At 65.1% G+C, this 23,487-nt stretch carries 20 protein-coding genes; 11 read left to right on the forward strand and 9 right to left on the reverse strand.

Annotated features, from left to right (window positions below):
* Positions 1 to 9 precede the first annotated feature (9 nt).
* Positions 10 to 3,453: a transcription-repair coupling factor gene (gene mfd, locus CCOS865_RS09050; RefSeq protein ID WP_119139949.1), complete on the reverse strand. Its 3,444-nt coding sequence runs from the start codon at positions 3,451 to 3,453 to the stop codon at positions 10 to 12.
* A gap of 168 nt (positions 3,454 to 3,621) precedes the next feature.
* On the opposite strand from mfd, the gene CCOS865_RS09055 reads away from it, so the two are divergent.
* The 3 genes from CCOS865_RS09055 (at position 3,622) to sthA (ending at position 7,887) form a co-directional block, all read left to right on the forward strand.
* Positions 3,622 to 5,085 carry a glyceraldehyde-3-phosphate dehydrogenase gene (locus CCOS865_RS09055; RefSeq protein ID WP_119139951.1) on the forward strand — a complete coding sequence of 488 codons (1,464 nt, stop codon included), beginning with the start codon at positions 3,622 to 3,624 and terminating at the stop codon, positions 5,083 to 5,085.
* Between the two features lie 206 nt (positions 5,086 to 5,291).
* A complete protein-coding gene (locus CCOS865_RS09060) occupies positions 5,292 to 6,290 on the forward strand; it encodes an FAD:protein FMN transferase (protein ID WP_119139953.1) in 999 nt (332 codons plus the stop codon).
* 202 nt (positions 6,291 to 6,492) lie between these two features.
* A complete protein-coding gene (gene sthA / locus CCOS865_RS09065) occupies positions 6,493 to 7,887 on the forward strand; it encodes a Si-specific NAD(P)(+) transhydrogenase (RefSeq protein ID WP_119139955.1) in 1,395 nt (464 codons plus the stop codon).
* Positions 7,888 to 7,929: 42 nt separating this feature from the next.
* On the opposite strand, the gene CCOS865_RS09070 is transcribed toward sthA, so the two are convergent.
* Entirely contained in the window at positions 7,930 to 8,652 is a 723-nt protein-coding gene (locus tag CCOS865_RS09070; protein WP_119139957.1) for a glycerophosphodiester phosphodiesterase, read from the reverse strand.
* Between the two features lie 30 nt (positions 8,653 to 8,682).
* Positions 8,683 to 9,267, reverse strand: a complete 585-nt coding sequence (locus CCOS865_RS09075) for a PilZ domain-containing protein (RefSeq protein WP_119139959.1) — start codon at positions 9,265 to 9,267, stop codon at positions 8,683 to 8,685.
* A 93-nt stretch (positions 9,268 to 9,360) separates the two neighbouring features.
* On the opposite strand from CCOS865_RS09075, the gene CCOS865_RS09080 reads away from it, so the two are divergent.
* Genes CCOS865_RS09080 through CCOS865_RS09090 form a run of 3 tightly spaced genes read left to right on the forward strand, consistent with a single transcriptional unit; the run spans position 9,361 to position 12,607 of the window.
* Positions 9,361 to 10,611: a lipoprotein-releasing ABC transporter permease subunit gene (locus CCOS865_RS09080; protein ID WP_119139961.1), complete on the forward strand. Its 1,251-nt coding sequence runs from the start codon at positions 9,361 to 9,363 to the stop codon at positions 10,609 to 10,611.
* 7 nt (positions 10,612 to 10,618) lie between these two features.
* Entirely contained in the window at positions 10,619 to 11,302 is a 684-nt protein-coding gene (lolD, locus tag CCOS865_RS09085; protein WP_208644513.1) for a lipoprotein-releasing ABC transporter ATP-binding protein LolD, read from the forward strand.
* A gap of 60 nt (positions 11,303 to 11,362) precedes the next feature.
* Positions 11,363 to 12,607: a lipoprotein-releasing ABC transporter permease subunit gene (locus CCOS865_RS09090; RefSeq protein ID WP_119139965.1), complete on the forward strand. Its 1,245-nt coding sequence runs from the start codon at positions 11,363 to 11,365 to the stop codon at positions 12,605 to 12,607.
* A gap of 1,044 nt (positions 12,608 to 13,651) precedes the next feature.
* Here CCOS865_RS09090 and CCOS865_RS09100 read toward each other — a convergent pair.
* Both CCOS865_RS09100 and CCOS865_RS09105 read right to left on the reverse strand, forming a co-directional pair.
* Positions 13,652 to 14,998 (reverse strand): heavy metal sensor histidine kinase, encoded by a 1,347-nt coding sequence (locus CCOS865_RS09100; RefSeq protein ID WP_415842618.1) that lies wholly within the window; start codon positions 14,996 to 14,998, stop codon positions 13,652 to 13,654.
* Positions 14,998 to 15,678, reverse strand: coding sequence for a heavy metal response regulator transcription factor (locus CCOS865_RS09105; RefSeq protein WP_119139969.1), 681 nt, complete (start codon positions 15,676 to 15,678; stop codon positions 14,998 to 15,000). The genes CCOS865_RS09100 and CCOS865_RS09105 overlap by 1 nt, the downstream gene beginning before the upstream one ends.
* A 159-nt stretch (positions 15,679 to 15,837) precedes the next feature.
* On the opposite strand from CCOS865_RS09105, the gene CCOS865_RS09110 reads away from it, so the two are divergent.
* Both CCOS865_RS09110 and queF read left to right on the forward strand, forming a co-directional pair.
* Entirely contained in the window at positions 15,838 to 16,347 is a 510-nt protein-coding gene (locus tag CCOS865_RS09110) for a cupredoxin domain-containing protein (RefSeq protein ID WP_119139971.1), read from the forward strand.
* Positions 16,348 to 16,412: 65 nt separating this feature from the next.
* A complete protein-coding gene (queF, locus tag CCOS865_RS09115; protein ID WP_119139973.1) occupies positions 16,413 to 17,243 on the forward strand; it encodes an NADPH-dependent 7-cyano-7-deazaguanine reductase QueF in 831 nt (276 codons plus the stop codon).
* Positions 17,244 to 17,376: 133 nt separating this feature from the next.
* Here the strand turns inward: queF and CCOS865_RS09120 are convergent, their stop codons facing one another.
* Together CCOS865_RS09120 and pcrP are read right to left on the reverse strand one after the other, a co-directional pair.
* Positions 17,377 to 17,640 carry a DUF4404 family protein gene (locus tag CCOS865_RS09120; RefSeq protein WP_119139975.1) on the reverse strand — a complete coding sequence of 88 codons (264 nt, stop codon included), beginning with the start codon at positions 17,638 to 17,640 and terminating at the stop codon, positions 17,377 to 17,379.
* A 121-nt stretch (positions 17,641 to 17,761) separates the two neighbouring features.
* Positions 17,762 to 18,325 (reverse strand): HAD superfamily inactivated hydrolase PcrP, encoded by a 564-nt coding sequence (pcrP, locus tag CCOS865_RS09125; RefSeq protein WP_119139977.1) that lies wholly within the window; start codon positions 18,323 to 18,325, stop codon positions 17,762 to 17,764.
* A gap of 193 nt (positions 18,326 to 18,518) precedes the next feature.
* On the opposite strand from pcrP, the gene CCOS865_RS09130 reads away from it, so the two are divergent.
* Positions 18,519 to 19,226: an MlaA family lipoprotein gene (locus CCOS865_RS09130; RefSeq protein WP_119139979.1), complete on the forward strand. Its 708-nt coding sequence runs from the start codon at positions 18,519 to 18,521 to the stop codon at positions 19,224 to 19,226.
* Positions 19,227 to 19,292: 66 nt separating this feature from the next.
* Here CCOS865_RS09130 and CCOS865_RS09135 read toward each other — a convergent pair whose 3' ends face one another.
* On the reverse strand, positions 19,293 to 19,592 hold the full coding sequence (locus CCOS865_RS09135; RefSeq protein ID WP_119139981.1) for a PilZ domain-containing protein: 300 nt from the start codon (positions 19,590 to 19,592) through the stop codon (positions 19,293 to 19,295).
* 269 nt (positions 19,593 to 19,861) lie between these two features.
* Between CCOS865_RS09135 and rssB the strand changes: the two genes are divergently transcribed.
* Both rssB and rssC read left to right on the forward strand, forming a co-directional pair.
* Positions 19,862 to 21,046: a two-component system response regulator RssB gene (rssB, locus tag CCOS865_RS09140; RefSeq protein ID WP_119139983.1), complete on the forward strand. Its 1,185-nt coding sequence runs from the start codon at positions 19,862 to 19,864 to the stop codon at positions 21,044 to 21,046.
* Positions 21,043 to 21,525: an anti-sigma factor antagonist RssC gene (gene rssC / locus CCOS865_RS09145; protein WP_119139985.1), complete on the forward strand. Its 483-nt coding sequence runs from the start codon at positions 21,043 to 21,045 to the stop codon at positions 21,523 to 21,525. Before rssB ends, rssC begins: the two co-directional genes overlap by 4 nt.
* On the opposite strand, the gene CCOS865_RS09150 is transcribed toward rssC, so the two are convergent.
* Positions 21,522 to 23,408 carry an alkaline phosphatase D family protein gene (locus CCOS865_RS09150; protein WP_119139987.1) on the reverse strand — a complete coding sequence of 629 codons (1,887 nt, stop codon included), beginning with the start codon at positions 23,406 to 23,408 and terminating at the stop codon, positions 21,522 to 21,524. The two genes, rssC and CCOS865_RS09150, sit on opposite strands and share 4 nt — an antisense overlap.
* Between the last annotated feature and the right edge of the window lie 79 nt (positions 23,409 to 23,487).

Below are 23,487 nucleotides of genomic sequence, written 5' to 3' on the forward strand. Positions count from 1 at the left end.
GAACTTCCTTCAGGCAGTCTGTGGGGTCAGGCGCTCGAACAGCGCCTCCAGGGTATTGAAGCGTTCTTCGGGGCGTTCCATCGGCACCAGGAAGCGGAACTGCGTAGCGCCCTCGAACTTGTAGCGTTTGGGCTGGCCCTGGATCAGCTTGATCAGGGTCAGCGGGTCGACCGGGGTCTCGGCCTCGAACTCGATCTTGCCGCCGTTGGGGCCGCCGTCGACTTTCTTGATGCCGAGTTTTTCCGCCTGCAGCTTGAGCAGGGTCAGGCGCACCAGGTTCTTGGTCGGCTCGGGCAGCAGGCCGAAGCGGTCGATCATTTCCACCTGCAGGTCCTTGAGGCCTTCTTCGTCGGCCGCCGAGGCAATGCGCTTGTACAGGATCAGCCGCGCATGCACGTCGGGCAGGTAGCTCTCGGGGATCAGTGCCGGCAGGCGCAGGTTGATCTCCGGGCCGCCGCCCAGCGGCTGCTCGAGGTTGGGCTGGTTGCCCTTGCGGATGGCCTTGACCGCGCGTTCGAGCATTTCCATGTAGAGGGTAAAGCCGACCGCCTGGATCTGCCCGCTCTGGCCGTCGCCGAGCAGCTCGCCGGCGCCGCGGATTTCCAGGTCGTTGGTGGCCAGGACGAAGCCGGCCCCGAGGTCCTGGGTGTTGGCGATGGCTTCCAGGCGTTTTTCGGCGTCGCTGCTGATCTTCTGCCGCGCCGGCGTCAGCAGGTAGGCGTAGGCCTGGTGGTGGCTGCGCCCGACCCGGCCGCGCAACTGGTGCAGCTGGGCCAGGCCGAACTTGTCGGCGCGCTCGATGACGATGGTGTTGGCGCTCGGCACGTCGATGCCGGTTTCGATGATGGTCGAGGCGATCAGCACGTTGAAGCGCTTGTGGTAGAAGTCGCTCATGACCTGCTCGAGCTCGCGCTCGCGCATCTGCCCGTGGCCGATGCCGATGCGCGCTTCGGGCACCAGTTCGGCCAGGTCGGCGGCGCACTTCTCGATGGTTTTCACATCGTTGTGCAGGTAGTACACCTGGCCGCCGCGCAGCAGTTCACGCAGCAGCGCTTCTTTGACCGTGCTGTTGTTCTGCTCCATGACGAAGGTGCGCACCGACAGCCGGCGCGCCGGCGGGGTGGCGATGATCGACAGGTCGCGCATGCCGGCCACGGCCATGTTCAGCGTACGCGGGATCGGCGTGGCGGTCAGGGTGAGGATGTCGACCTCGCTGCGCAGGGCCTTGAGCTGTTCTTTCTGGCGCACGCCAAAGCGGTGCTCTTCGTCGATCACCACCAGGCCGAGGTCCTTGAAGCGCACATCGTCCTGGAGCAGCTTGTGGGTGCCGATAAGGATGTCGATCTTGCCTTCGGCGAGGTCGGCGGCGGCCGTGGCGATGTCCTTGGCCGACTTGAAGCGGCTCATCACCTCGACGGTTACCGGCCAGTCGGCGAAACGGTCACGGAAGCTGTTGTAGTGCTGCTGGGCGAGCAGGGTAGTGGGCACCAGGACCGCTACCTGGCGGCCGCTGTGCACGGCAATGAACGCCGCGCGCATGGCCACTTCGGTCTTGCCGAAGCCGACGTCGCCGCAGACCAGGCGGTCCATCGGCTTGCCGGCGAGCATGTCGGCGCGCACCGCTTCGATGGCGCTCTGCTGGTCCGGGGTTTCCTCGAACGGGAAGCCGGCGCTGAAGGTGGCGTAGTCGGCGGCCGGGTCGGCGAACGCGTAGCCCTTGCGCGCGGCGCGGCGGGCATAGATGTCGAGCAGTTCGGCGGCGACGTCGCGGACCTGCTCGGCGGCCTTGCGCTTGGCTTTCTGCCAGGTTTCCGAGCCCAGCCGGTGCAGCGGCGCCAGGGCGTCATCGCTGCCGGTGTAGCGGGCGATCAGGTGCAGGTTGGCCACTGGCACGTAGAGCTTGGCGTTCTCGGCGTATTCGAGGGTGAGGAACTCGGCGGCCTGGCCGTCGATTTCCAGCGTGGCCAGGCCCAGGTAGCGGCCGACACCGTGGTCGATGTGCACCACCGGCGCGCCTTCGCGCAGCTCGGTGAGGTTCTTGATCACGGCGTCGTTGGCCGCCTCGCCACGCTTCTCGCGGCGCCGGCGTTGCATCACGCGCTGGCCGAACAGCGGGCTCTCGGCGATCAGCGCCAGGTCGTCCAGCAGCAGGCCGTCGTCGAGCGGCGCGATGGTGATCGCCAGGCGCTCGCTGCCGGTGATGAAATCGGTCCAGCCGTCGACGGTGTGCGGGCGCAGCTTGAGGCGCTCGAGCAACTCGAGCAGGACTTCGCGGCGGCCGGCCGATTCGGCGGTGAACAGCACCCGGCCAGGGAACTGGTCGAGGAATGCCGAGAGCGCGGCCAGCGGCTGATTGGCCTTGGCTTCGATGGCCAGGTTGGGCAGGGCGCGTGCCGGGAAGCGCTCGCGGCCACTGCCGGCCTCGAGCTCGTCGGCGCTGACCACCACGCGTGGCCACTGCTTGAGGCGGGCGAAGCAGTCTTCGACCGGCATGAACAGTTCGGCGGGCGGCAGCAGCGGGCGGGTCAGGTCGCCGCGGCGATCTTCGTAGCGCCCGCGCACGTCGTTCCAGAAATGCTCGGCGGCTTGCTCGACGCCCGGCAGGGAGAACACCTGGGTGTCCGCCGGCAGGTAATCGAACAGGGTCGCGGTCTCTTCGAAGAACAGCGGCAGGTAGTATTCGATGCCCGCCGGGATAATCCCGCTGGCGAGGTCCTGGAAGATCGCGCTGCGGCGGAAGTCGACATCGAAGCGCTCGCGGAAGCGCGCTTTGAAGCGGGTCACTTCCTCTTTCTGCATGGGGAATTCGCGCGCCGGCAGCAGGCGTACCGACTCGACCTTGTCGATCGAGCGCTGGGTCTCCGGGTCGAACGTGCGCAGGGTCTCGATTTCGTCGTCGAACAGGTCGATCCGGTACGGCAGCTTGCTGCCCATCGGGTACAGGTCGATCAACGCGCCGCGCACGGCGAATTCACCGTGCTCATAGACGGTGTCGACGCACCGGTAGCCGGTGGCTTCGAGGCGCGTGCGCATCTGCTCGACGTCGATGGTCTGGCCCACGTCCAGCACCAGGCTGCTGCCGAGCAGGAAACGCGTCGGCGCCAGGCGGTGCAGGGCGGTGGTGATCGGCACGACGAGGATGCCGTGGTCCAGTTCCGGCAGCCGGTAGAGGCTGGCGATCCGCTGCGAGATGATGTCCTGGTGCGGCGAGAACAGGTCGTAGGGCAGGGTTTCCCAGTCGGGGAACGGCAGCACCGGCAGGTCGGGAGCGAAGAACCGCAGCTCCTGCTCGAGGCGGTCGGCCGCCTGGCTGTCGGCGGTCAGCAGCAGGGTGAACCGGCGGGCGCCGCTGGCGGCCTCGGCGATGGCCAGGCTGAGGGCGGCCCCGGGCAGGTTGCCCCAGGTTTGTTTGCCGGCAGTGGCCGACATTTGCGGTAGGCGCAGAACTGACACGGGAGATTGCACTCCAAGCGTTGCGGCAAAGAGATCGATTGTACCGACGCCGGTGCCGGCTGTCAGGCCCGCGAGGGCCAGAACAGCGCTGTGCGACGGCGGCGACAGGCGCTCATTGCTCGTTACGCTGTGGGGCGTCATAATGTAGCCCCTTTTTTCTCCCCCTACATGTGGAAGGTTCCCGTGACTCAGAAGCCCGACCAGTGTCTTGGTGAGTGGATTGATCGTGAAGCACTTGCTGAAGCGATGATCCCGCTTATCGGTCAGCTCTACCGCAATAACAACGTGGTGAGCTCGATCTATGGCCGTAGCCTGATCAACCGTTCGGTTATCTCGATCCTCAAAGCACACCGCTTTGCGCGTCATCGTCAGGCCGACGAGACCGAACTGTCCGTCCACGAGACATTCCCCCTGCTCAAGGCGATGAGCGAGCTGAAACTGGGCGCCGCTTCGGTCGACCTGGGCAAGCTGGCCAACAAGTTCAAGCTCGAAGGCAACGGCCGCAGCGCCGAGCAGTTCGTCCGCGAAGAGCTGGCTGAAGTGGTTGGCCAACAGAACGTTTCGGCGCGCAAGGGCACCGACGTCGTCCTGTACGGTTTCGGCCGCATCGGCCGCCTGCTGGCGCGCATCCTGATCGAGAAGACCGGTGGTGGCGACGGCCTGCGCCTGCGTGCCATCGTCGTGCGCAAAGGCGCCGACAACGACCTGGTCAAGCGTGCCAGCCTGCTGCGCCGCGACTCGGTGCACGGCCCGTTCGATGGCACCATCACCATCGATGAAGCCAACAACACCATCACCGCCAACGGCAACCTGATCCAGGTTATCTACGCCAAGAGCCCGAGCGAAGTCGACTACACCCAGTACGGCATCAGCAACGCCCTGATCGTCGACAACACCGGTGTCTGGCGTGACGCCGATGGCCTGGGCCAGCACCTGGCCTGCCCGGGCGCTGCCCGCGTGATCCTCACCGCACCTGGCAAGGGCGCGCTGAAGAACATCGTGCACGGCATCAACCACGGCGAAATCAGCGCGGATGACAAGATCATCTCCGCGGCGTCCTGCACCACCAACGCCATCGTGCCGGTGCTCAAGGCCGTCAACGACAAGTACGGCATCATCAACGGCCACGTCGAAACCGTTCACTCGTTCACCAACGACCAGAACCTGATCGACAACTTCCACAAGGGCAGCCGTCGTGGCCGCGCCGCGCCGCTGAACATGGTCATCACCGAAACCGGTGCTGCCACCGCTGCTGCCAAGGCGCTGCCAGTGCTCAAGGGCAAGCTGACCGGCAACGCGATCCGCGTACCGACGCCAAACGTGTCGATGGCCATCCTCAACCTGAACCTCGAAAACGGCACCAGCCGCGAAGAGATCAACGAGTACCTGCGCCAGACCGCCATGCACTCCGAGCTGCACAAGCAGATCGACTACGTCAGCTCGCAGGAAGTGGTTTCGACCGACTTCGTCGGCTCGCGCCACGCCGGTGTCGTGGACGCTGAAGCGACCATCTGCAATGAAAACCGCGTTGTCCTGTACGTCTGGTACGACAACGAATTCGGTTACAGCTGCCAGGTGGTGCGTGTGATGGAAGACATGGCCGGTGTGAACCCGCCAGCGTTTCCACACTGATTCGCTTGTAAGTGACTGAAAAAACGGGAACCTTCGGGTTCCCGTTTTTTTGTCCAGAGTATTGTGCTGGCAGCTCAAGCCCTATCGCGGGCAAGCCCGCTCCTACAGGGCCTGCGGATCCGGTTCATCATCCGGGGTGCAGCTCGCTGTCTGTAGGAGCGGGCTTGCCCGCGATAGGGTCTGAGCCGCCAGCCGAGATCGAACGTATGCGCGCACTCCTGTTGTTCACCTTCATGCTGCTTTCAGCCTGCGACCAGCGCCCGACCCTGGAGCGCCTGGGTGGCCCGACCATGGGCAGCAGCTACAGCATCCAGTACGTGCGTATGCCGGGTGGCCCGGCTCCGGAGCAGGTCCGCCAAGCCGTCGAATCGATCCTTCACGACATCGACCAGCACTACTCCACCTACCGCAGTGATTCCACCGTCAGCCAGTTCAACCAGCTCCCGGCCAACCACTGCCTGGCCTTGCCCGCCGACATGCTTGCGCTGGTCGCCTTTGGCCAGCGCCTGGCGCAACAGAGCGCTGGCGCGTTCGACCTCACCGTCGAGCCACTGCTCGACCTCTGGGGTTTCGGCCCGCAGGCCCGCCACGAGCAGGTGCCCGACCCGCACGCGCTGGCCCAGGCGCGCCAGCGGGTCGGCTATCAGCACCTGCGCCTGGAGCCGGGCATGCTGTGCAAGGACGCCGCCGTCGAACTCGACTTCAACAGCATCGCCGCCGGCCACGCGGTCGACCTGATCGCCACGCGCCTGGTGGCCATGGGTATCGACAACTTTCTGGCCGAAGCCACCGGTGAACTCAAGGCGCTGGGGCGCAAGCCCGACGGCAGCCAGTGGCGGGTGGCGCTCGAGCTGCCGGGTGGCGACCGCCAGATCGCCCGCCAGGTGATCAGCGTCGATGGCCTGGCCGTGTCGACCTCGGGTGACTATCGCAACTATTTCGAGGACAATGGCCGGCGCTACTCGCACACCTTCGATGCCCGCAGCGGGCGTCCGGTCGTGCATGCCCTGGCGGCAGTCACCGTGCTCGATGCCTCGGCGCTGCAGGCCGACGGCTATTCGACCCTGCTGCTGATTCTCGGGCCCGAGCGTGGCTGGGCGTTTGCCGTAGCCAACGGGATCGCCGCCGTGCTGGTGACCCGGGTCGAGGGTGGCTTCGTCTCCCAGGCTACGCCCGGATTCGAACACGCGCTGAAAGGCGAGTGAAAGCGCAAGCAAGGATGATCGCCGCCAGGGAATCGGTGAACGATATGTAGTGCAGGCTGGATTGGCCTACGACGCGACCAAGGGTTAATGTGCGCGGCGTTCACGCTTGATTAGACTGCACCCGAATTTTCTCATGGCGCCCCGGCGACATGATCGCGCCCCGCGGCCAACCGGCCGGCGGGCCAGTTCTGAAGGAGTACGCATGGCTGTCTACAACTACGACGTAGTGGTGCTGGGTTCCGGCCCGGCCGGAGAAGGTGCGGCAATGAACGCCGCCAAAGCAGGCCGCAAGGTGGCCATGGTCGATAGCCGTCGTCAGGTCGGCGGCAACTGCACCCACCTGGGCACCATCCCGTCCAAGGCACTGCGTCACTCGGTGCGGCAGATCATGCAGTTCAACACCAACCCGATGTTCCGCGCCATCGGCGAGCCGCGCTGGTTCTCCTTCCCGGACGTGCTCAAGAGCGCCGAGAAGGTCATCTCCAAGCAGGTCGCCTCGCGCACCGGTTACTACGCCCGTAACCGCGTCGACGTGTTCACCGGCACCGGCAGCTTCGCCGACGAGCAGACCGTCGAAGTGGTCTGCCCGAACGGGGTGGTCGAGAAGCTGGTGGCCAAGCACATCATCATCGCCACCGGTTCGCGCCCGTATCGCCCGGCCGACATCGACTTCCACCACCCGCGCGTCTACGACAGCGACACCATCCTCAGCCTCAGCCACACCCCGCGCAAGCTGATCGTCTACGGCGCCGGTGTGATCGGTTGCGAGTACGCGTCGATCTTCAGCGGCCTGGGTGTGCTGGTCGAGCTGGTCGACAACCGCGGCCAGCTGCTGAGCTTCCTCGACTCGGAAATCTCCCAGGCGCTGAGCTACCACTTCAGCAACAACAACATCACCGTACGCCACAACGAGGAGTACGAGCGGGTCGAAGGGCTGGACAACGGCGTGGTGCTGCACCTCAAGTCGGGCAAGAAGATCAAGGCCGACGCCTTGCTCTGGTGCAACGGCCGTACCGGCAACACCGACAAGCTGGGCCTGGAAAACATCGGCATCAAGGTCAACAGCCGTGGCCAGATCGAGGTCGACGAGGCCTACCGCACCACCGTGCCGAACATCTATGGCGCCGGTGACGTGATCGGCTGGCCGAGCCTGGCCAGTGCCGCCCACGACCAGGGTCGCTCGGCGGCGGGCAGCATCGTCGACAATGGCAGCTGGCGCTTCGTCAACGACGTGCCGACCGGCATCTACACCATTCCCGAGATCAGCTCGATCGGCAAGAACGAGCAGGAGCTGACCCAGGCCAAGGTGCCGTACGAAGTCGGCAAGGCGTTCTTCAAGAGCATGGCCCGGGCGCAGATCGCCGGCGAGCCGCAAGGCATGCTGAAGATCCTCTTCCACCGTGAAACCCTGGAAATCCTCGGCGTGCACTGCTTCGGCTACCAGGCTTCGGAGATCGTTCACATTGGCCAGGCGATCATGGATCAGCCGGGTGAGCGCAACACCCTGAAGTACTTCGTCAACACCACGTTCAACTACCCGACCATGGCCGAAGCCTATCGGGTAGCCGCGTACGACGGCCTCAACCGGCTTTTTTGAGCGGCTCCGGCCGGTGGCCTGAGCCGGTCGGGGAGTGTGATTTCAGTCCTGCCCTAGGGTGGTCTTGGCCAAACCGGGAAAGTCTGTAATCAGGCTGTCAGCGCCAAAGTCGGCGAGTCGGCGCATCAGTGCCGGCTCGTTGACCGTCCACACCGACACGTGCAGCCCCTGGCGCTGGGCCTTGATCAGGCGCTCGGGGGTACACAGCGTCCAGTTCAGTGCGAGCATCTCGCAGTTGTAGTTCTGCGCGACCTTCAGCGGGTCGAGCCAGGCATATTCCGCCACCAGCCCACGCGACACGTCCGGCACCAGCTCCAGGGCGGCGCCGAGCACTTCGCGCGAGCTCGAGGTGATGGTGATTTTGTCCAGCAGGCCGTACTGCTGGGCCAGTTCGCGGATCGCCAGTACCGTGCTGGCGGCGCGGGTGCGCGAGGCGCTCTTGACCTCCAGTTGCCAGTGCTCGAACGCACACTTCTCGAACAACTCCTCGAGCCGCGGGATAGGGCAGGGCTGTACATGCCCGGGGCCACCCTTGCGCGCGTCGTAGGTGCTGAGGTCGGCGGCGCTGTTTTCGACCACCTTGCCGCGTCGGCCGGTGGTGCGCTTGAGGGTCGCGTCGTGGATCACCATCAGCTGGTTGTCAGCCGACAGGTGCAGGTCCAGTTCACAGCGGTTGACGCCATGTGCCAGGCACTGGCGGAAGCTGGTCAGGGTGTTTTCGGGTGCTTCGCCCTTGGCGCCGCGGTGGCCGTAGATCAGGGTCACGTTCGTTCCTTCAAATCAAGAGAGCAGGGCTCAGGGGGCGGGGTCGTTCTGTTCCAGCGCCTGGCGTCGTTGCTGTTGCTGGCGCTGGAGGATGTAGCGCGCCAGCAGTTGGCGCTGGGCGTCGGTCATGTCGGTAAACTCGGTGCCCACCTCGTAGTCGCCGCCCGCCAGCGGGTCGCAATGGGTGACTCGACCGCGCAGCAGCAGGCCATGGGCGCGGGGCATCAGCACCATCTTCACTTTCACGCGGGTGCCGGGGGCGATCTGCTCGGCCTGGGCGAACTCGATGCCGCCCTCGGAGAGAATCACCCGGTGCGGCTCGCCGATCTCGCCCAGCAGGCTCTGCGCGACCACGCTGCTGAGCAGGTCCAGGCGTTTGTTCTGCGCCCGCAGGAACGCACCGAGGGTGCGGTCCTTGTCGCTCAGCTGGCGCAGCAGGTGCTGCGATTCGAAGTCCGCCAGGTGCAGTTCGCTGAGCAGGCTGAACAGCGGCGAATCATCTTGCAACAGTTCTGGATCAAGGGCCTCAGCCGCATTCAAGGGGCTGATTTCCAGTGCGATCCTGTCTTCGATGCGGTAGTATTCGCGGCGATCTTCATCGTCTAGTGTCGTCATGGCGAACCCAAGGTTACGGCGGTGGTCCGAGTGTAAAGCCGCCGTAGGCGCCTCGCCACAAGGACGTTCCCTTTCATCCGAACAAGCCCCGACATGTTCAGACCTCTTTTCGCATTCATCGGTACGCGCTACACCCGTGCCAAGCGCCGCAACCATTTCGTCTCGTTCATTTCCCTGACCTCGATGATCGGCCTCGCCCTGGGCGTGGTAGTCATGATCGTGGTGCTCTCGGTCATGAACGGCTTCGACCACGAGATGCGTACCCGCGTGCTTGGCATGATCCCTCACGCCACGCTCGAGAGCGGCCAGCCGATCAACGATTGGTCGGCCCTTGCTCAACAAGTAAAGCAGAATCCGCAAGTGCTTGCGGTGGCACCCTTCACCCAGATGCAGGGCCTGCTGACGCATGACGGCAAGGTCTCCAAGGTGCTGCTCAACGGCATCGATCCGGCGCGCGAGCGTGAGGTGTCGATCATCGACAACTTCATCCGCGAAGGCCGCCTCGATGCGCTGGCGCCGGGCGAGTGGGGCATCATGATCGGCGACAAGGCGGCGGCCAAGCTGGGCGTCAGCGTCGGCGACAAGGTGACCTTCGTCGCCCCCGAGGTCAGCGTGACCCCGGCGGGGATGTTCCCGCGCATGAAGCGCTTCACCGTGGTCGGCACCTTCCATGTCGGCGCCGGCGAGATCGACGGCTTCCTGGGCTTGACCAACATTGCCGACCTGTCCCGCCTGCACCGCTGGAAGCCCGACCAGGTGCAGGGCCTGCGGCTCAAGTTCGACGACCTGTTCCAGGCGCCCCGGGTGGCCTGGAGCATCGCCCAGCAGTTGGGCGAGCAGGAGTTCTACGCGCGTGACTGGACCCGCACCCACGGCAACCTGTACCAGGCGATCCGCATGGAGAAGGCGATGATCGGCCTGCTGCTGTTGCTGATCGTCGCGGTGGCCGCGTTCAACATCATTTCCACCCTGGTGATGGTGGTCAACGACAAGAAGGGCGACATCGCCATCCTCCGTACCCTTGGCGCCACGCCGGGGCAGATCATGGCCATCTTCATGGTCCAGGGCACGGTGATCGGTGTGTTCGGGACCTTGATCGGCGCCGTGGTCGGCATCCTTGCCGCGCTCAACGTCAGTGCGGCGATTGCCGGCATCGAGACGCTGATCGGCCACAAGTTCCTCAACGCCGACGTCTACTTCATCGATTACCTGCCTTCGCAGATCATGGCCGAAGACGTCTGGATGGTCTGCGGCGCGGCATTGGTCCTGAGTTTCTTCGCCACCCTGTACCCGGCCTGGCGTGCGGCGCGCACCCAGCCTGCAGAGGCGCTACGTTATGAGTGAGTCGCGCATGAGTGATACAGCCGTTCTGAGTTGCCGCAACCTGGGCAAGTCCTACGACGAGGGCCCGGAGTCGGTGCAGGTGCTGGCCAACCTGCAGCTGGAGCTGCAGCCCGGTGAGCGGGTGGCGATCGTCGGCAGCTCCGGCTCCGGCAAGAGCACTTTGCTCAACCTCCTGGGCGGCCTCGACACGCCGACCACCGGCAGTGTCTGGCTGGCCGGCGAGCAGCTGTCGGCGCTCGGCGAGCGGGCCCGTGGCCTGCTGCGCAACCGTGCGCTGGGCTTCGTCTACCAGTTCCACCACCTGCTGGCTGAGTTCACCGCCCTGGAAAACGTCTGCATGCCGCTGCTGATCGGCCGCACGCCGATCCCCGAGGCCCGCGAGCGCGCCGAGGCGCTGCTCAAGCGCGTGGGCCTCGGCCATCGCCTGAGCCACAAGCCGGCCGAGCTGTCGGGCGGTGAGCGTCAGCGCGTGGCGATCGCCCGCGCCCTGGTCAACCGGCCGGGCCTGGTGATGCTCGACGAGCCCACCGGCAACCTCGACCACCACACCGCGCAGGGCATCCAGGAACTGATGCGCGAGCTCTCCAGCTCGTCGCAGACGGCCTTCCTGGTGGTGACCCACGATCTCAGCCTGGCGCGCCAGATGGACCGCGTACTCAAGCTCGAAGACGGCCACCTGGTGGCGATCTGAGCCGCTTGCACGGGGCGGCCTAAACCGCCCCGCCACACTATTCATTGGGTGTACTCGTACATGTTCAGACCCTTGCCCTTGTTCATCGGTGCTCGCTACACCCGTGCCAAGCGTCGCAATCACTTCATTTCGTTCATCTCGATGACCTCGATGATCGGCTTGTCCCTGGGCGTGCTGGCGATGATCGTGGTGCTGTCGGTGATGAACGGCTTCCAGCGTGAAATGAGCTCGCGGATTCTCGGCCTGGTGCCGCACGCCAGCATCCTCGGCGCGCAGCCGCTGGACGACTGGCGCACGGTGGCCGCTGCGGCGCTGAAGAACCCGGCGGTGATCGCCGCGGCGCCGGTGACCGAAATGGAAGGCATGCTCTCTTACAAAGGTGCGATGCAGCCGATCCAGGTCAGCGGTATCGACCCGGCCGAAGAGGGCAAGGTCTCGATCGTCGGCCAGCACATCGTCCAGGGCCGTCTGCAGGACTTGCTGCCTGGCGAATATGGCGTGGTCATCGGCGAGCTGACGGCGCGTCGCTTCCGCCTCAATACCGGCGACAAACTGACGCTGATCGTGCCTGAAATCAGCAAGGCGCCGGGCGGCATCACCCCGCGCATGCAGCGCCTGACCGTGGTCGGCATCTTCAAGGTCGGCGCCGAGCTGGATGGCTCGCAGGCCTACATCAACGCGGCCGACGCCGGCGAGATGCAGCGCTGGGCGCCGGGCAGCGTGCAGGGCGTGCGCCTCAAGCTGCACGACCTGTACGCCGCGCCGCAGGTGTCCAAGGCGATTGCCGCGCAGCTGGGCGAGGGCTACCACGCCGATGACTGGTCGCACACCCAGGGCAGCCTGTTCAGTGCGATGAAGATGGAAAAGACCATGATCGGTCTGTTGCTGATGATGATCATCGCGGTGGCGGCGTTCAACATCATCGCCACCCTGGTGATGGTGGTGAACGACAAGGGTGCTGACATCGCCATCCTGCGCACCATCGGCGCCACGCCCACGCAGATCATGGGCACGTTCATGGTCCAGGGCAGCCTCATCGGCATCGTCGGCACGTTGCTCGGTGGCGTGCTCGGGGTGGTGGCGGCGATCAACGTCAGCCAGATCGTCGGCTGGCTGGAGCGGGTCAGTGGCCAGCACATCTTCACCTCGGACGTGTACTTCATCAGCAGCCTGCCGTCCGAACTGCAGTGGGGTGACGTGGCGATGATCTGTACGGCCGGGTTGGTGATGAGCTTCCTGGCAACGATCTATCCGGCGTACCGGGCTTCGCAGATCGAACCGGCCATGGCGCTGCGCTACGAGTGATGTACTGGGGCGCTATGCGCCCCTTTCTGACCGGCCCGGCGCCCCGGCAAGGCCGCTCCCACAGTATCAGCGCTTGACCCGTAAATAGGGTTCTTCACGGGTGATTGGGATAGTTGCCGGTGGGGGCGGGTTTCGATTAGCGAGCTTATCCGGTTGATGTGGTGCGGCTCCTGGCCCCTTCCGCCCTTACGGCGGGTCACTTTTTTTCTTGGAAAAAAGTAACCAAACCGCTTGCTCCTACATCCGGCCCTTCGCTGCGCTACGGGTCCCCTCACTCCGGTCTTGCTCCCGTGAGGACCGCGCCGGACGGGCCTTCCTGGCCCGCGGCGCTTGCCGGCCATCCATGGCCGTCACCTCACTCCGCAAGACCTCCGTTCGGCCTCCTGAAGTCGCGGTAGATCAAGATCACAAGCCAGATCAAGGGCCAGATCAAGGGCCAGGGCAACGGCTGGCGAATCGCTGCGCTCTCGCTTGTTTATAAGGGCGGTACAGCGCGTCAGCGCCAGAATGTGCATTGGCAGTTCCGGCCCTTTCGCGGCGCAAGCCCGCTCCCACAGGATCTCCGCTGACCGGAGGAGCGACACTATCCTGTGGGAGCGGGCTTGCCCCGCGAATAGGCCCGAATATCCACCACCATTGCCAGTGTCGAAGATAACGCCAGCCCAGGCGCCACCCGTAACTTGGCGACCTCAGGAGGCCGAACGGAGGTCTTGCGGAGCGAGGTGACGGCCAGGAAGGCCGGCAAGGGCTGCGGGCCAGGAAGGCCCGTACAGCCCGGTCCTCGCGGGAGCAAGGCCGGAGTGAGGGAACCCGCAGCGCAGCGGAGGGCCGTATGTGGGAGCCGGCGGTTTTTGGTTACTTTTTTCCAAGAAAAAAAGTGACCCGCCGTAAGGGCGGAAGGGGCCATAAGCGTCACCAAATCAGATGGATAAGCCCCCAAGGCCCAACGCATCTACACCGAACACACGCAAAAAACAGGGGCATCACGCGGTCGGCGTGGGAGCGGCCTTGCCCCGCGATAGCGTTGGATAGGGCGCTGAATCGCTAACTGACCGGCAGCTCGATCACAAAGCGCGTCCAGCCGCCTTCGCACTCCACCCGGATCCCGCCGCCGTGCGCCTGGATGATCGACCGGGTAATCGCCAGCCCCAACCCCGCGTGCTCGCTGCTGCCTTCGCGGCGCGCCGGGTCCGCCCGATAGAACCGATCAAACAGCCGCTGCACGGCCACCGCGTCGATCGCCGGCCCGCTATTGGCGACCACGATGCGCAACCCCGCCTCCAGCGTCACCTTGATCATCCCGCCCTGCGGCGTGAAGCGCAGCGCATTGTCGAGCAGGTTGGACAGCGCCCGGCGCAGCATGGGCCGATCACCCTCCAGCAATCCCTCACCCTCGCGCAACAACTGCACCTCGGCGTCTTCAGCCAGCCCGGCGTAATACTCCAGCAGCGCATCGACTTCAACGGCCAGGTCCAGCGGCTGGCGGTTGGGCATCAGCAGGCCGTGGTCGGCCTTGGCCAGGTAGAGCATGTCGTTGACCAGCTGGGCCATCCATTGCAGCTCTTCCAGGTTGCCGTGCAGCGCCTCGCGGTACTCCTCGAGGCTGCGCGGGCGGGTCAGGGTCACCTGGGTGTGGGTCAGCAGGTTGGACAGCGGCGTGCGCAGCTCGTGGGCGATGTCTGCAGAGAACGCCGAGAGGCGCTGAAAGGCGTCGTCCAGGCGCTGCAGCATGCCGTTGATGGTGCTCGCCAGCTCGGCCAGCTCCTCCGGCATCTGCGCCACCGGCAGGCGAGTGGTCAGCGAGCGGGCATTGACGCTGGCCGCCACTTCGCCGATCTGCCGCAACGGCCGCAGCCCGCGGCGCACCGCCCAGGCGCCGAGCAGGGCGGTGGCCAGCGCCGACAGGCCGACGGTCAGCCAGATCAGCCGCTGCATGCCCTGCAGAAAATGCTGGTGGTGGGTGATGTCGAGCAGCAGGGTCAGTTGCGCCGACCGTGCCGCGCGCGCGTTCAGCGGTACCGTCAGGCTGCGGTAGTCGACGCCGTCGGCATGCGAGGTGGCCAGGCCAGGCTGAGGGCTGGGGGCGGGCAGGCCGTGGCGGCTTTCGAACCAGGTCTCGCCTGCCGCAGAGCTGATGCGCAAGGCGAGATCGGCCTGGTGGCTGAGTTCACCGCGCAGCAGCGGCAGCCGGGTGGCGAGGGTCTCCGGCGAGTCGACGCCGGCCAGCTGGCGGCGCAGTTGCGCCAGGCGGTTGCCCAGCAACTGCTGGTCGAGCTCGATGAAGTGCCGTTCGCTGGCGCGGTTGAACAGCAGGCCGGCGCTTAGCGAAACCGCCGCGGTGCAGGCGGCGAACAGCAGCGCCAGGCGGCTGCCGAGTGACAGGCGGCGCATCACCCCTGGCGCTCTTCGAGCACATAGCCCATGCCGCGCACGGTGTGGATCAGCTTGTCCGGGTGGGCGTCGTCGACTTTCAGGCGCAAGCGGCGGATCGCGACTTCGATGACATTGGTGTCGCTGTCGAAATTCATGTCCCACACCTGCGAGGCGATCAGCGATTTGGGCAGCACCTCGCCCTGGCGGCGCAGCAGCAGTTCGAGCAGGGCGAACTCCTTGGCGGTCAGGTCGATGCGCTGGCCGGCGCGTTCGACCCGCCGGCGGATCAGGTCCAGGCGCAGGTCGGCGAGCTGCAGGCTGGTGTCCTGGTTCGGGCTGGCGCCGCGCCGTAGCAGGGTGCGCACCCGCGCCAGCAGCTCGGAAAAGGCGAACGGCTTGACCAGGTAATCGTCGGCACCCAGCTCCAGGCCGTGCACCCGATCCTCCACGGCGTCGCGGGCGGTGAGGAACAGCACCGGGGTTTCCAGGCCGGCCTGGCGCACGGCCTGGAGAATCTGCCAGCCATCCCGGCCCGGCAGCATCACGTCGAGGATCAGCAAGGCATGGTCGCCGGTCAGCGCCAGGTGCAGCCCCGTGTCGCCATCGGCCGCCAGCTCGGTGGCAAAGCCGGCTTCACTGAGGCCCTGGCGCAGGTAGTGGCCGGTCTTGGCCTGGTCTTCGACGATCAGCAGTTTCATCAGGGGCGTTGTCCAGGCAGGGTATCGATACGGCTGAAAATGATACGTGACAGTTTACCCCGCGGGCCAAGCTGACAAAGTTGTAATCTTGCCGTCAGCCAACTGCCAGTCGGTGCTCCCTAGAGTAGCCGGATGATTGCTGTAACCCCCGGAGTAGACATGAAACACCTGTTCATCGGCGCCGCCCTCGCACTCTTCGGCCTGCCCACCCTGGCCGCTGAGGGTCACGCTCATGGCTTTGCTTTCGGCGAGCCGGCCCCGGCCGCCAAGGCCACCCGCACCGTCGAAGTGGTGCTCAAGGACATCGCCTTCGAGCCCGCCAGCCTGCAGGTCAAGGCGGGCGAGACGGTGCGCTTCGTGCTGATCAACCAGGGCCAGCTGCCGCACGAGTTCAACCTCGGCGACAAGGCCATGCACGTCGAACACCAGAAGCAGATGGTGGCCATGCAGGGCAAGATCTTCACCGCCGGCAGCCAGCACGAGGGCATGGACCACAGCCAGATGGGCCATGGCGAGCATGGCCACGATGGCGGTAACACGGTGCTGCTGCAGCCCGGCCAGCGCGGTGAGCTGACCTGGACCTTCCGCACCTCGGCACCGATCGAATTCGCCTGCAACGTGCCTGGGCACTATCAGGCGGGCATGGTCGGGCCGTTGACCATCGAGTGACTTCACGCCCAAGGCAGGCTGCAAAACCGGTAAACTAGGCGCATCCGTTTTTTCAGGTTCTGACCATGCATCCTGCCGCCGAACACTCCCCGCTGGGCAAGTCCAGCGAATACATCTCCACTTACACCCCTTCGCTGCTGTTTCCCATTCCGCGCCTGGCCAAGTGGGCCGAGCTCGGGGTCAGCGGTGATGCCTTGCCGTGGCAGGGTGTCGACTACTGGAACTGCTTCGAGCTGTCCTGGCTGTTGCCGTCGGGCAAGCCGGTGGTGGCCATCGGTGAGTTCGCGATCCCTGCGGCGTCGCCGAACATCATCGAGTCGAAGTCGTTCAAGCTGTACCTCAACTCGCTGAACCAGACCGTGTTCGCCAGCACCGAGGCGCTGCAGGCATGCCTGGAGCAGGACCTGTCGGCGGCGGCTGGCAAGCCGGTGAGCGTGCGCGTGCGTACCCTGGCCGAGGTTGAAGGCGAGGGCGTGGTGGCGTTGCCGGGGCAGTGCATCGATGGGCTGGACGTGGCGATCAACAACTACGAGCAGCCGCAGCCGCAGTTGCTCCAGTGTGACGCGGATCGGGTGGTGGAGGAGGCGGTGCACAGCCACCTGCTCAAGTCCAACTGTCCGGTGACCGGCCAGCCGGACTGGGGCAGCGTGGTGGTCGAGTACAAGGGCCTGGCGCTGGACCATGGCAGCCTGCTGACCTACCTGGTGAGCTTCCGCCAGCATGCCGACTTCCATGAGCAGTGCGTCGAGCGGATCTACCTCGACCTCAAGCGATTGCTCAAGCCGGAGCACCTGACGGTGTATGCGCGGTATGTGCGCCGGGGTGGGCTGGACATCAACCCGTACCGCAGCACCGGGCCGATCAGCCCGCGTAACCTGCGCTTGGTTCGGCAGTAATTCGTAATTCGAGAGTGCCGGGGCCGCGTTGCGGCCCTTTCGCGACACAAGGCCGCTCCCACAGGTTACGCGCCGTTGGTGAGTTGCGCGGCACCTGTGGGGGCGGCCCAGTGACGCTGCAGGTGCAGTGAGCTCAGATGCCCATGCTGTGCAGGCTGTTGGCAATGCTGCGCAGGGTCGCGGTCAGGTCTGGGTGTTCGACTTCAAAGCGTTCGACCGCCAGGTTGAAACCGTCGGCCAGGTTGTTGTCCGGTGTCGCTTCTTCCAGCTTGAGCTGAGCTTCTATCTGTCTGGCTTCCTCGTGCAGCGCGGCCAGCTCGTCTTCGGTGAGCGGCACGTTTCGATCCAGTTGCTCGCGCAGGCTGTTCAAGCGCTCTTGCAGTTCGCGGGCGGGCATGGGTTGTTCTCCCTCAATGACTTGGCAAAGCATGGACCTCAGCCACCCGGCAAAGGTTCTCGCCTGCTTCAAGCGTAATCCACTCGCCGCTGCTTTGCATGATCCGCGTCAATCACCTGTATCAGGGTTTTTCGCCCTTGCGGCGACGCTGGGCGATGTCCGCCAGGCAGGTGTCCAGCGCCTCCAGGTGGTCGATCACCGAATGCACGCCCAGGCCGAACAGCTCAAGCGTGGCCTTGCCGCGGGCCAGCTCGCGGTCTTGCGCGGTGAGTGCCTGCCAGTGGCTCGACGACAGGTCGCAGGACGGGCTGCAGGTCGCCAGGCCGACGGTCCACAGCCCGGCGTTGAGCCCTGACTCGAGCAGGTACGGGTCGCCGCTGACCACCACGCAGCCCTCCAGTTGCTGGCTTTGCAGCTGCATCAAGGCTTGCCAGCAGGCATCCGGCGCCGGCCAGGGCGAGGGCGCCCCGAGGTGCCCCGGCAGCCACGCCGGCAGCACGCTGGCCAGGTCGCTGCCCTCGCGGCTGTGTGGCTCGTCGAGCCAGATGCAGGGGATTGCCCGGCGGCGCAGGCCGTCGAGGGCTTCCAGCGCGCCCGGGGCGGGCAGGGGGCTACCGCTGGGGGCCTGGACCAGGCAGCCGCGCAGGCCAAACAGCACAGCGGTAAAGGCGGGAGCGTCATGCATGGCAAATTCCCTGAAATACGTCGCAGGCTAGACGCCGAACATGACCGTCCGATGACGGCGTAACCGATGTTCACAAAATGTTGAGCAAAACTGTGTAAAGCTGTTTATCGGCCAGCGACGCTTTATACTGTCGCCCAATTACAACAGCGCGCCTCGGCGGCTGTGACCGTGAAACCCGATGGAGAAACATCATATGCCTAGGATCGGTGCCAGTGTGATCGAGCGAATCACCCAGGCCTGTGTCTGCGCCAGTCTGCTGCTGGCGCCGGTGGCAGCCTCGCAGGCGGCGACCGAGGATGACCCTTGGGAGTCGGTCAACCGACCGATCTTCCGGTTCAACGATACCCTCGACACCTATGCCCTGAAACCGCTGGCCCAGGGTTACCAGGCGATCACCCCGCAGTTTCTCGAAGACGGCATTCACAATGTCTTCCGCAACCTGGGCGACGTCACCAACCTGGCCAACAATGTGCTCCAGCTCAAGCCGCACGCGGCGGGCGTCGACACTGCGCGGTTGATCGTCAACACCACCTTCGGCATTGGCGGCTTCTTCGACGTCGGCACCAAGATGGGCCTGCAGCGCAACGACGAAGACTTCGGCCAGACCCTGGGCTACTGGGGCGTCTCCAGTGGCCCGTACGTGGTCATCCCGCTGCTCGGCCCAAGCACCGTGCGTGACGGCCTGGCCAAGTACCCGGACAGCTACACCGAACCCTACCGCTACATCAACCACGTGCCGACGCGCAACTCGATCCTCCCCGTGGACCTGATCGACACCCGCGCCAGCCTGCTGTCGGCCGAGAAGCTGATCAGCGGCGACAAGTACGTGTTCATTCGCAACGCCTACCTGCAGAACCGCGAGTTCAAGGTCAAGGATGGCGAAGTCGAAGACGACTTCTGATCCCGGCGGATGTCACTGCGACTGTAAAAAAAGCGACCCTCGGGTCGCCTTTTTTTTCGTAACAGATCAATGCATCGCCAGGATGCGCAGACCGAACCTGTGCTGCCCGCCGGGCTGATCGGCGATCCACACCACCTCGGTACTGGCGTGCAGGCCCTTGAGGGCAGGGTGATCGGAGTCGATGCGCACTTCGACCTTGTCGCCGACCTGATAGCGCTGCGCCGCCTTGACCTGCATGCCGCCGCTGGACAGGTCCAGGCACACCGCTGCGACCACTTGGCCAGCGTGCAGCAGGCTGACCTCGGCATCGATGCGCATGCGGATGAAATCGCGCTTTTCGCTGTGATTGCTGGGTGTCTGGTGCATGCTCGATCCTTTCATCGGGTTGCGTTGGACAGCTTTCTTATAACTCCCGGTAATTTGCCCTGTAAAGTCCAGCGCACCCGGCGCTCGCATGCTTGAAACGCCTGGCGGATGGGAGTACCGTCTGCGCCTTACAGGGCACCTCTGCTGGTTGCCGGACAAGCATTCTTGTCCTACAACTCAAAGAGTAGAGCAGCCAACGAGTATTCCAGTAGCCTTCGTCGCGCTTTCAGACGATCCTACGCCAACCTAATCCGGCGCCGTTCGCCCACATGCAGAAAACCAGTGCAACGCTGCTGATCATCGATGACGACGACGTGGTCCGTGCGAGCCTCGCCGCCTATCTGGAAGACAGCGGCTTCAGCGTCCTTCAGGCCGCCAACGGCCAGCAGGGGCTTCAGGTCTTCGAAGAACACCAGCCCGATCTCGTCATCTGCGATCTGCGCATGCCGCAGATGGGCGGCCTCGAGCTGATCCGTCGGATCAGCGAGCTCGCCCCGCAGTTGCCGGTGATCGTGGTGTCCGGTGCCGGTGTCATGAGCGACGCGGTCGAGGCCCTGCGCCTGGGCGCCGCCGATTACCTGATCAAGCCGCTGGAAGACCTCGCCGTCCTCGAACACTCGGTGCGCCGCGCCCTCGATCGCTCGCGCCTGGTGCTGGAAAACCAGCGCTACCGCGACAAGCTCGAAGCTGCCAACCGCGAGCTGGAGGCCAGCCTGCACCTGTTGCAGGAAGACCAGACCGCCGGGCGCCAGGTGCAGATGAACATGCTCCCGGAAAGCCCCTGGGTCGGCGCTGGCATCGCCTTCGAGCACCAGATCATCCCGTCGTTGTACCTGTCGGGCGACTTCTGTGACTACTTCCGGGTCGATGATCGGCGGATCGCGTTTTACCTGGCAGACGTGTCCGGCCACGGCGCGTCGTCGGCGTTCGTCACCGTGCTGCTCAAGTTCATGACCACCCGGCTGCTGTTTGAAATCAGGCGCGGCGCCAAGCTGCGCGACTTCAAGCCGTCGGAGGTGCTCAGCCACATCAACCGTGGCCTGATCAACTGCAAGCTGGGCAAGCACGTGACCATGGTCGGCGGGGTGATCGATGAAGACACCGGCCTGCTGACCTACGCCGTTGGCGGCCACCTGCCGCTGCCGGTGCTGTACACCCCGGAGCAGACGCGCTACCTCGAAGGCCGCGGCCTGCCGGTAGGGCTGTTCGAGGAAGCCACCTACCAGGACCTGGTCGTCGAGCTGCCACCGCAGTTCAGCCTCAGCCTGATGTCGGACGGCATTCTGGACCTTTTGCCTGGGGACACGCTCAAAGATAAAGAAGCCGCCTTGCCGGAAATCGTCAAGGCAGCAGGGGGTAGCCTGGATGGGCTGCGCCAACGTTTCGGATTGGCTACGCTTGGGGAGATGCCGGATGATATCGCCCTATTGGTGTTGAGCAGGAACCTTCAATGAGTACCGGTAGAATCCAGTTTGCCGAACAGAGTGGCACCTTCGTCCTGAAGTTCGTCGGTGAAGTGCGCCTGACCCTGTGTTCGGCGTTGGATGCGACGATCGAGAAGATCTTCACCGCGCTGAACTTCTCGGCCATCGTCATCGACCTGACCGAGACCGAGAGCATCGACAGCACCACCTTGGGCCTGCTGGCCAAGCTGTCGATCCTGTCGCGGCAAAAGGTCGGCCTGCTGCCGACCGTGGTCACCACCAACCCGGACATTTCCCGGTTGCTGCAGTCGATGGGCTTCGATCAGGTGTTCAACATCGTCGACCGCCCGATCCCCTGCCCAGAGTGCCTGACCGACCTGCCGTCCCAGGACCAGAGCGAAGAGGTGGTGCGCTCCAAGGTGCTCGAGGCGCACAAGATCCTCATGGGCCTGAACGACTCCAACCGTGAAGCCTTCCACGACCTGGTCAACGCGCTCGAGCGTTCCTAGTCCTTGATGAACTCGTTGGCAGCCGAGCCATCAGCATTGAGCTGATACACCCGCGCCGGCTGCCCCTGTTCATTGAAGAACACCTGCCCCAACCCAGCACTGTTCCACAGCCGCTCACCCGCCTGGCTGCGGCTTGGCGTGCGCGGCTTGACCTCCATCAGGCGGCGCTTGGTGAACCAGTTGAGCGGCGAGCGCGGCGAGTACAGCCAGCGGTTGAGCCGGTCGAGCACATCCAGCAAGCGCTTGGGAAACTGGTTCTTGATGCCGCTGCTGGTGATCTGCCACAGGTGCGGGCTCTGCTGCCGATGGCGGATCAACACCTCGTAGACGAACGAGTAGTGCACATCCCCGGACAGCACCACGTAATGCCCTGGCGTGCGCGAATGGCGGAAGATATTCAGGATCACCTGCGCCGCGCCACGGTGGGCCATCCAGTTTTCCGCGTCCACCAGCAGTGGGTAGCCGAGCCAGCTGAACACCCGCTGCACGGTCTCGATCAGCTTTACCCCGAAGATCGGCGCCGGTGACACGATAATCGCCGACGGGTGATCGAGCAGCGCCTGCTGCAACTCGCACAGGGCCTCCCAGTCCAGCAGGCCGGACGGCTTTTTCAGGCTGTTTTCGCTGCGCCAGCGGCGGGTGCGGGTGTCCAGCACCAGCACTGGCGGGTTGCTCGGCAGCTCGAACTGCCAGCCCTGGAAGCGCAGCAGCTCGCCGATCAGCGTGTCCTGTGGCTGCTTGGCCAGTCGGTTGGCGGCAGCGTGCTCGGTCAGCGCCTGGCACTGCGCGACCAGCGCCCGGCAACGCTCAGGGTCGTTGCCCCAGCCTTGGCACAGCAGGTACCCCAGTAGCGCGTTGCCGATGATCCGCCGCGAGAACGGGTGGCCGTAGGCGGTTTCTTCCCACTGCGCCGAGAGGTTCCAGTCGTCGGTGATGTCATGGTCATCGAAGATCATCAGGCATGGCAGCTGCGCCATCACCCGGGCCACCTGGCCGAGGTTGGCGGCGAAGGCTTCGATCAGCGGCAGCTCTTCGCGGTAGCGGGCCTGGCGTTTGTCGGTGAGGCCCGCGGGCATGTCCATGCGTACCAGGGTCCATGGCGTCGGTGACCAGACCAGCAGGTACATGGCCATCACCTCGGCGAAGGTCACCAGGTGGTTGTCGGCATTGCTGGACGAGAAGATCGGTTTGCGTTTGCCGCCAAAGAAGCGCTCGCGCAGGCTTTCGTTGCTCTCCTGGGCGGGCAGCAGGTCGGCACGGTGGTAGTAGCACGCCGGGTGGCGGTAGAGCGCCGTGCTGTCGTCGACCAGGGCGCCGTCGAGGGCCTCTTCGAACAGGCCCAGGCGCTCGATCAGGCTATGGATGGCGCGCAGCATAGGGCCGGCGACGTCATCCGCGTAGACCTGGTCGCCGCTCATCAGCAGCAGGGCAGGGCGCTCTTCGGGGCTGCTGCACGCCTGCAGCAGGCGGTCTGCGCAGAGCAGGCCATCGGCGGCCGGGTGATGCGGCTTGCGGCAGGAGCCGTGGAGCAGCTGATCGATGCGCTCGCGCAGGACGAAGCTCGGGCGGACAGTGCCGGGGTAGAGCAGGTGCGGGGCCCACTCGGCGATGCCTTCGCCGTTGTCCAGGCGCAGGTCGTAGTCGATGGCGACGTCGCACGGCAGGGGCGTGTCGAAGCGGATGTCCAGCAGGTGCACGAAGGCGTGCTGGCCGATCGCGATGACTTGGCAGTCGATCTCGCTGCCGATGCCAGGGCAGTCGAGGATCAAGCGCGGGTTCAGCGGTTGCGAACCGACCAGCCAGATCGCCAGGCGCTGCGGTTCCAGACGGCGCAGCACCGGGCCGGCCAGCACAAGAGGGAGTAGCTCGGGGGAGGGGGTCATCGACAACTCGAATGGGTAGCCTTGCCGGCCCCATCGCGGGCAAGCCCGCGCCTACAGGGCGAGCACTGGCCCGCGATGG

It is taken from the genome of Pseudomonas reidholzensis, from assembly GCF_900536025.1.
GTDB classification, from domain to species: Bacteria; Pseudomonadota; Gammaproteobacteria; order Pseudomonadales; family Pseudomonadaceae; genus Aquipseudomonas; species Aquipseudomonas reidholzensis.

What these genes read in the sequence shown, in the direction of transcription:
- rssB (WP_119139983.1), top strand. Translation starts at nt 19,862, where the DNA reads ATGCAGAAAACCAGTGCAACGCTGCTGATCATCGATGACGACGACGTG.
- CCOS865_RS09055 (WP_119139951.1), top strand. Translation starts at nt 3,622, where the DNA reads ATGTGGAAGGTTCCCGTGACTCAGAAGCCCGACCAGTGTCTTGGTGAG.
- queF (WP_119139973.1), top strand. Translation starts at nt 16,413, where the DNA reads ATGCATCCTGCCGCCGAACACTCCCCGCTGGGCAAGTCCAGCGAATAC.
- CCOS865_RS09150 (WP_119139987.1), bottom strand. Translation starts at nt 23,408, where the DNA reads ATGACCCCCTCCCCCGAGCTACTCCCTCTTGTGCTGGCCGGCCCGGTG.
- CCOS865_RS09120 (WP_119139975.1), bottom strand. Translation starts at nt 17,640, where the DNA reads ATGCCCGCCCGCGAACTGCAAGAGCGCTTGAACAGCCTGCGCGAGCAA.
- CCOS865_RS09080 (WP_119139961.1), top strand. Translation starts at nt 9,361, where the DNA reads ATGTTCAGACCTCTTTTCGCATTCATCGGTACGCGCTACACCCGTGCC.
- CCOS865_RS09100 (WP_415842618.1), bottom strand. Translation starts at nt 14,998, where the DNA reads ATGCGCCGCCTGTCACTCGGCAGCCGCCTGGCGCTGCTGTTCGCCGCC.
- CCOS865_RS09135 (WP_119139981.1), bottom strand. Translation starts at nt 19,592, where the DNA reads ATGCACCAGACACCCAGCAATCACAGCGAAAAGCGCGATTTCATCCGC.
- CCOS865_RS09110 (WP_119139971.1), top strand. Translation starts at nt 15,838, where the DNA reads ATGAAACACCTGTTCATCGGCGCCGCCCTCGCACTCTTCGGCCTGCCC.
- rssC (WP_119139985.1), top strand. Translation starts at nt 21,043, where the DNA reads ATGAGTACCGGTAGAATCCAGTTTGCCGAACAGAGTGGCACCTTCGTC.
- CCOS865_RS09130 (WP_119139979.1), top strand. Translation starts at nt 18,519, where the DNA reads ATGCCTAGGATCGGTGCCAGTGTGATCGAGCGAATCACCCAGGCCTGT.
- sthA (WP_119139955.1), top strand. Translation starts at nt 6,493, where the DNA reads ATGGCTGTCTACAACTACGACGTAGTGGTGCTGGGTTCCGGCCCGGCC.
- CCOS865_RS09075 (WP_119139959.1), bottom strand. Translation starts at nt 9,267, where the DNA reads ATGACGACACTAGACGATGAAGATCGCCGCGAATACTACCGCATCGAA.
- CCOS865_RS09105 (WP_119139969.1), bottom strand. Translation starts at nt 15,678, where the DNA reads ATGAAACTGCTGATCGTCGAAGACCAGGCCAAGACCGGCCACTACCTG.
- CCOS865_RS09060 (WP_119139953.1), top strand. Translation starts at nt 5,292, where the DNA reads ATGCGCGCACTCCTGTTGTTCACCTTCATGCTGCTTTCAGCCTGCGAC.
- pcrP (WP_119139977.1), bottom strand. Translation starts at nt 18,325, where the DNA reads ATGCATGACGCTCCCGCCTTTACCGCTGTGCTGTTTGGCCTGCGCGGC.
- lolD (WP_208644513.1), top strand. Translation starts at nt 10,619, where the DNA reads ATGAGTGATACAGCCGTTCTGAGTTGCCGCAACCTGGGCAAGTCCTAC.
- CCOS865_RS09090 (WP_119139965.1), top strand. Translation starts at nt 11,363, where the DNA reads ATGTTCAGACCCTTGCCCTTGTTCATCGGTGCTCGCTACACCCGTGCC.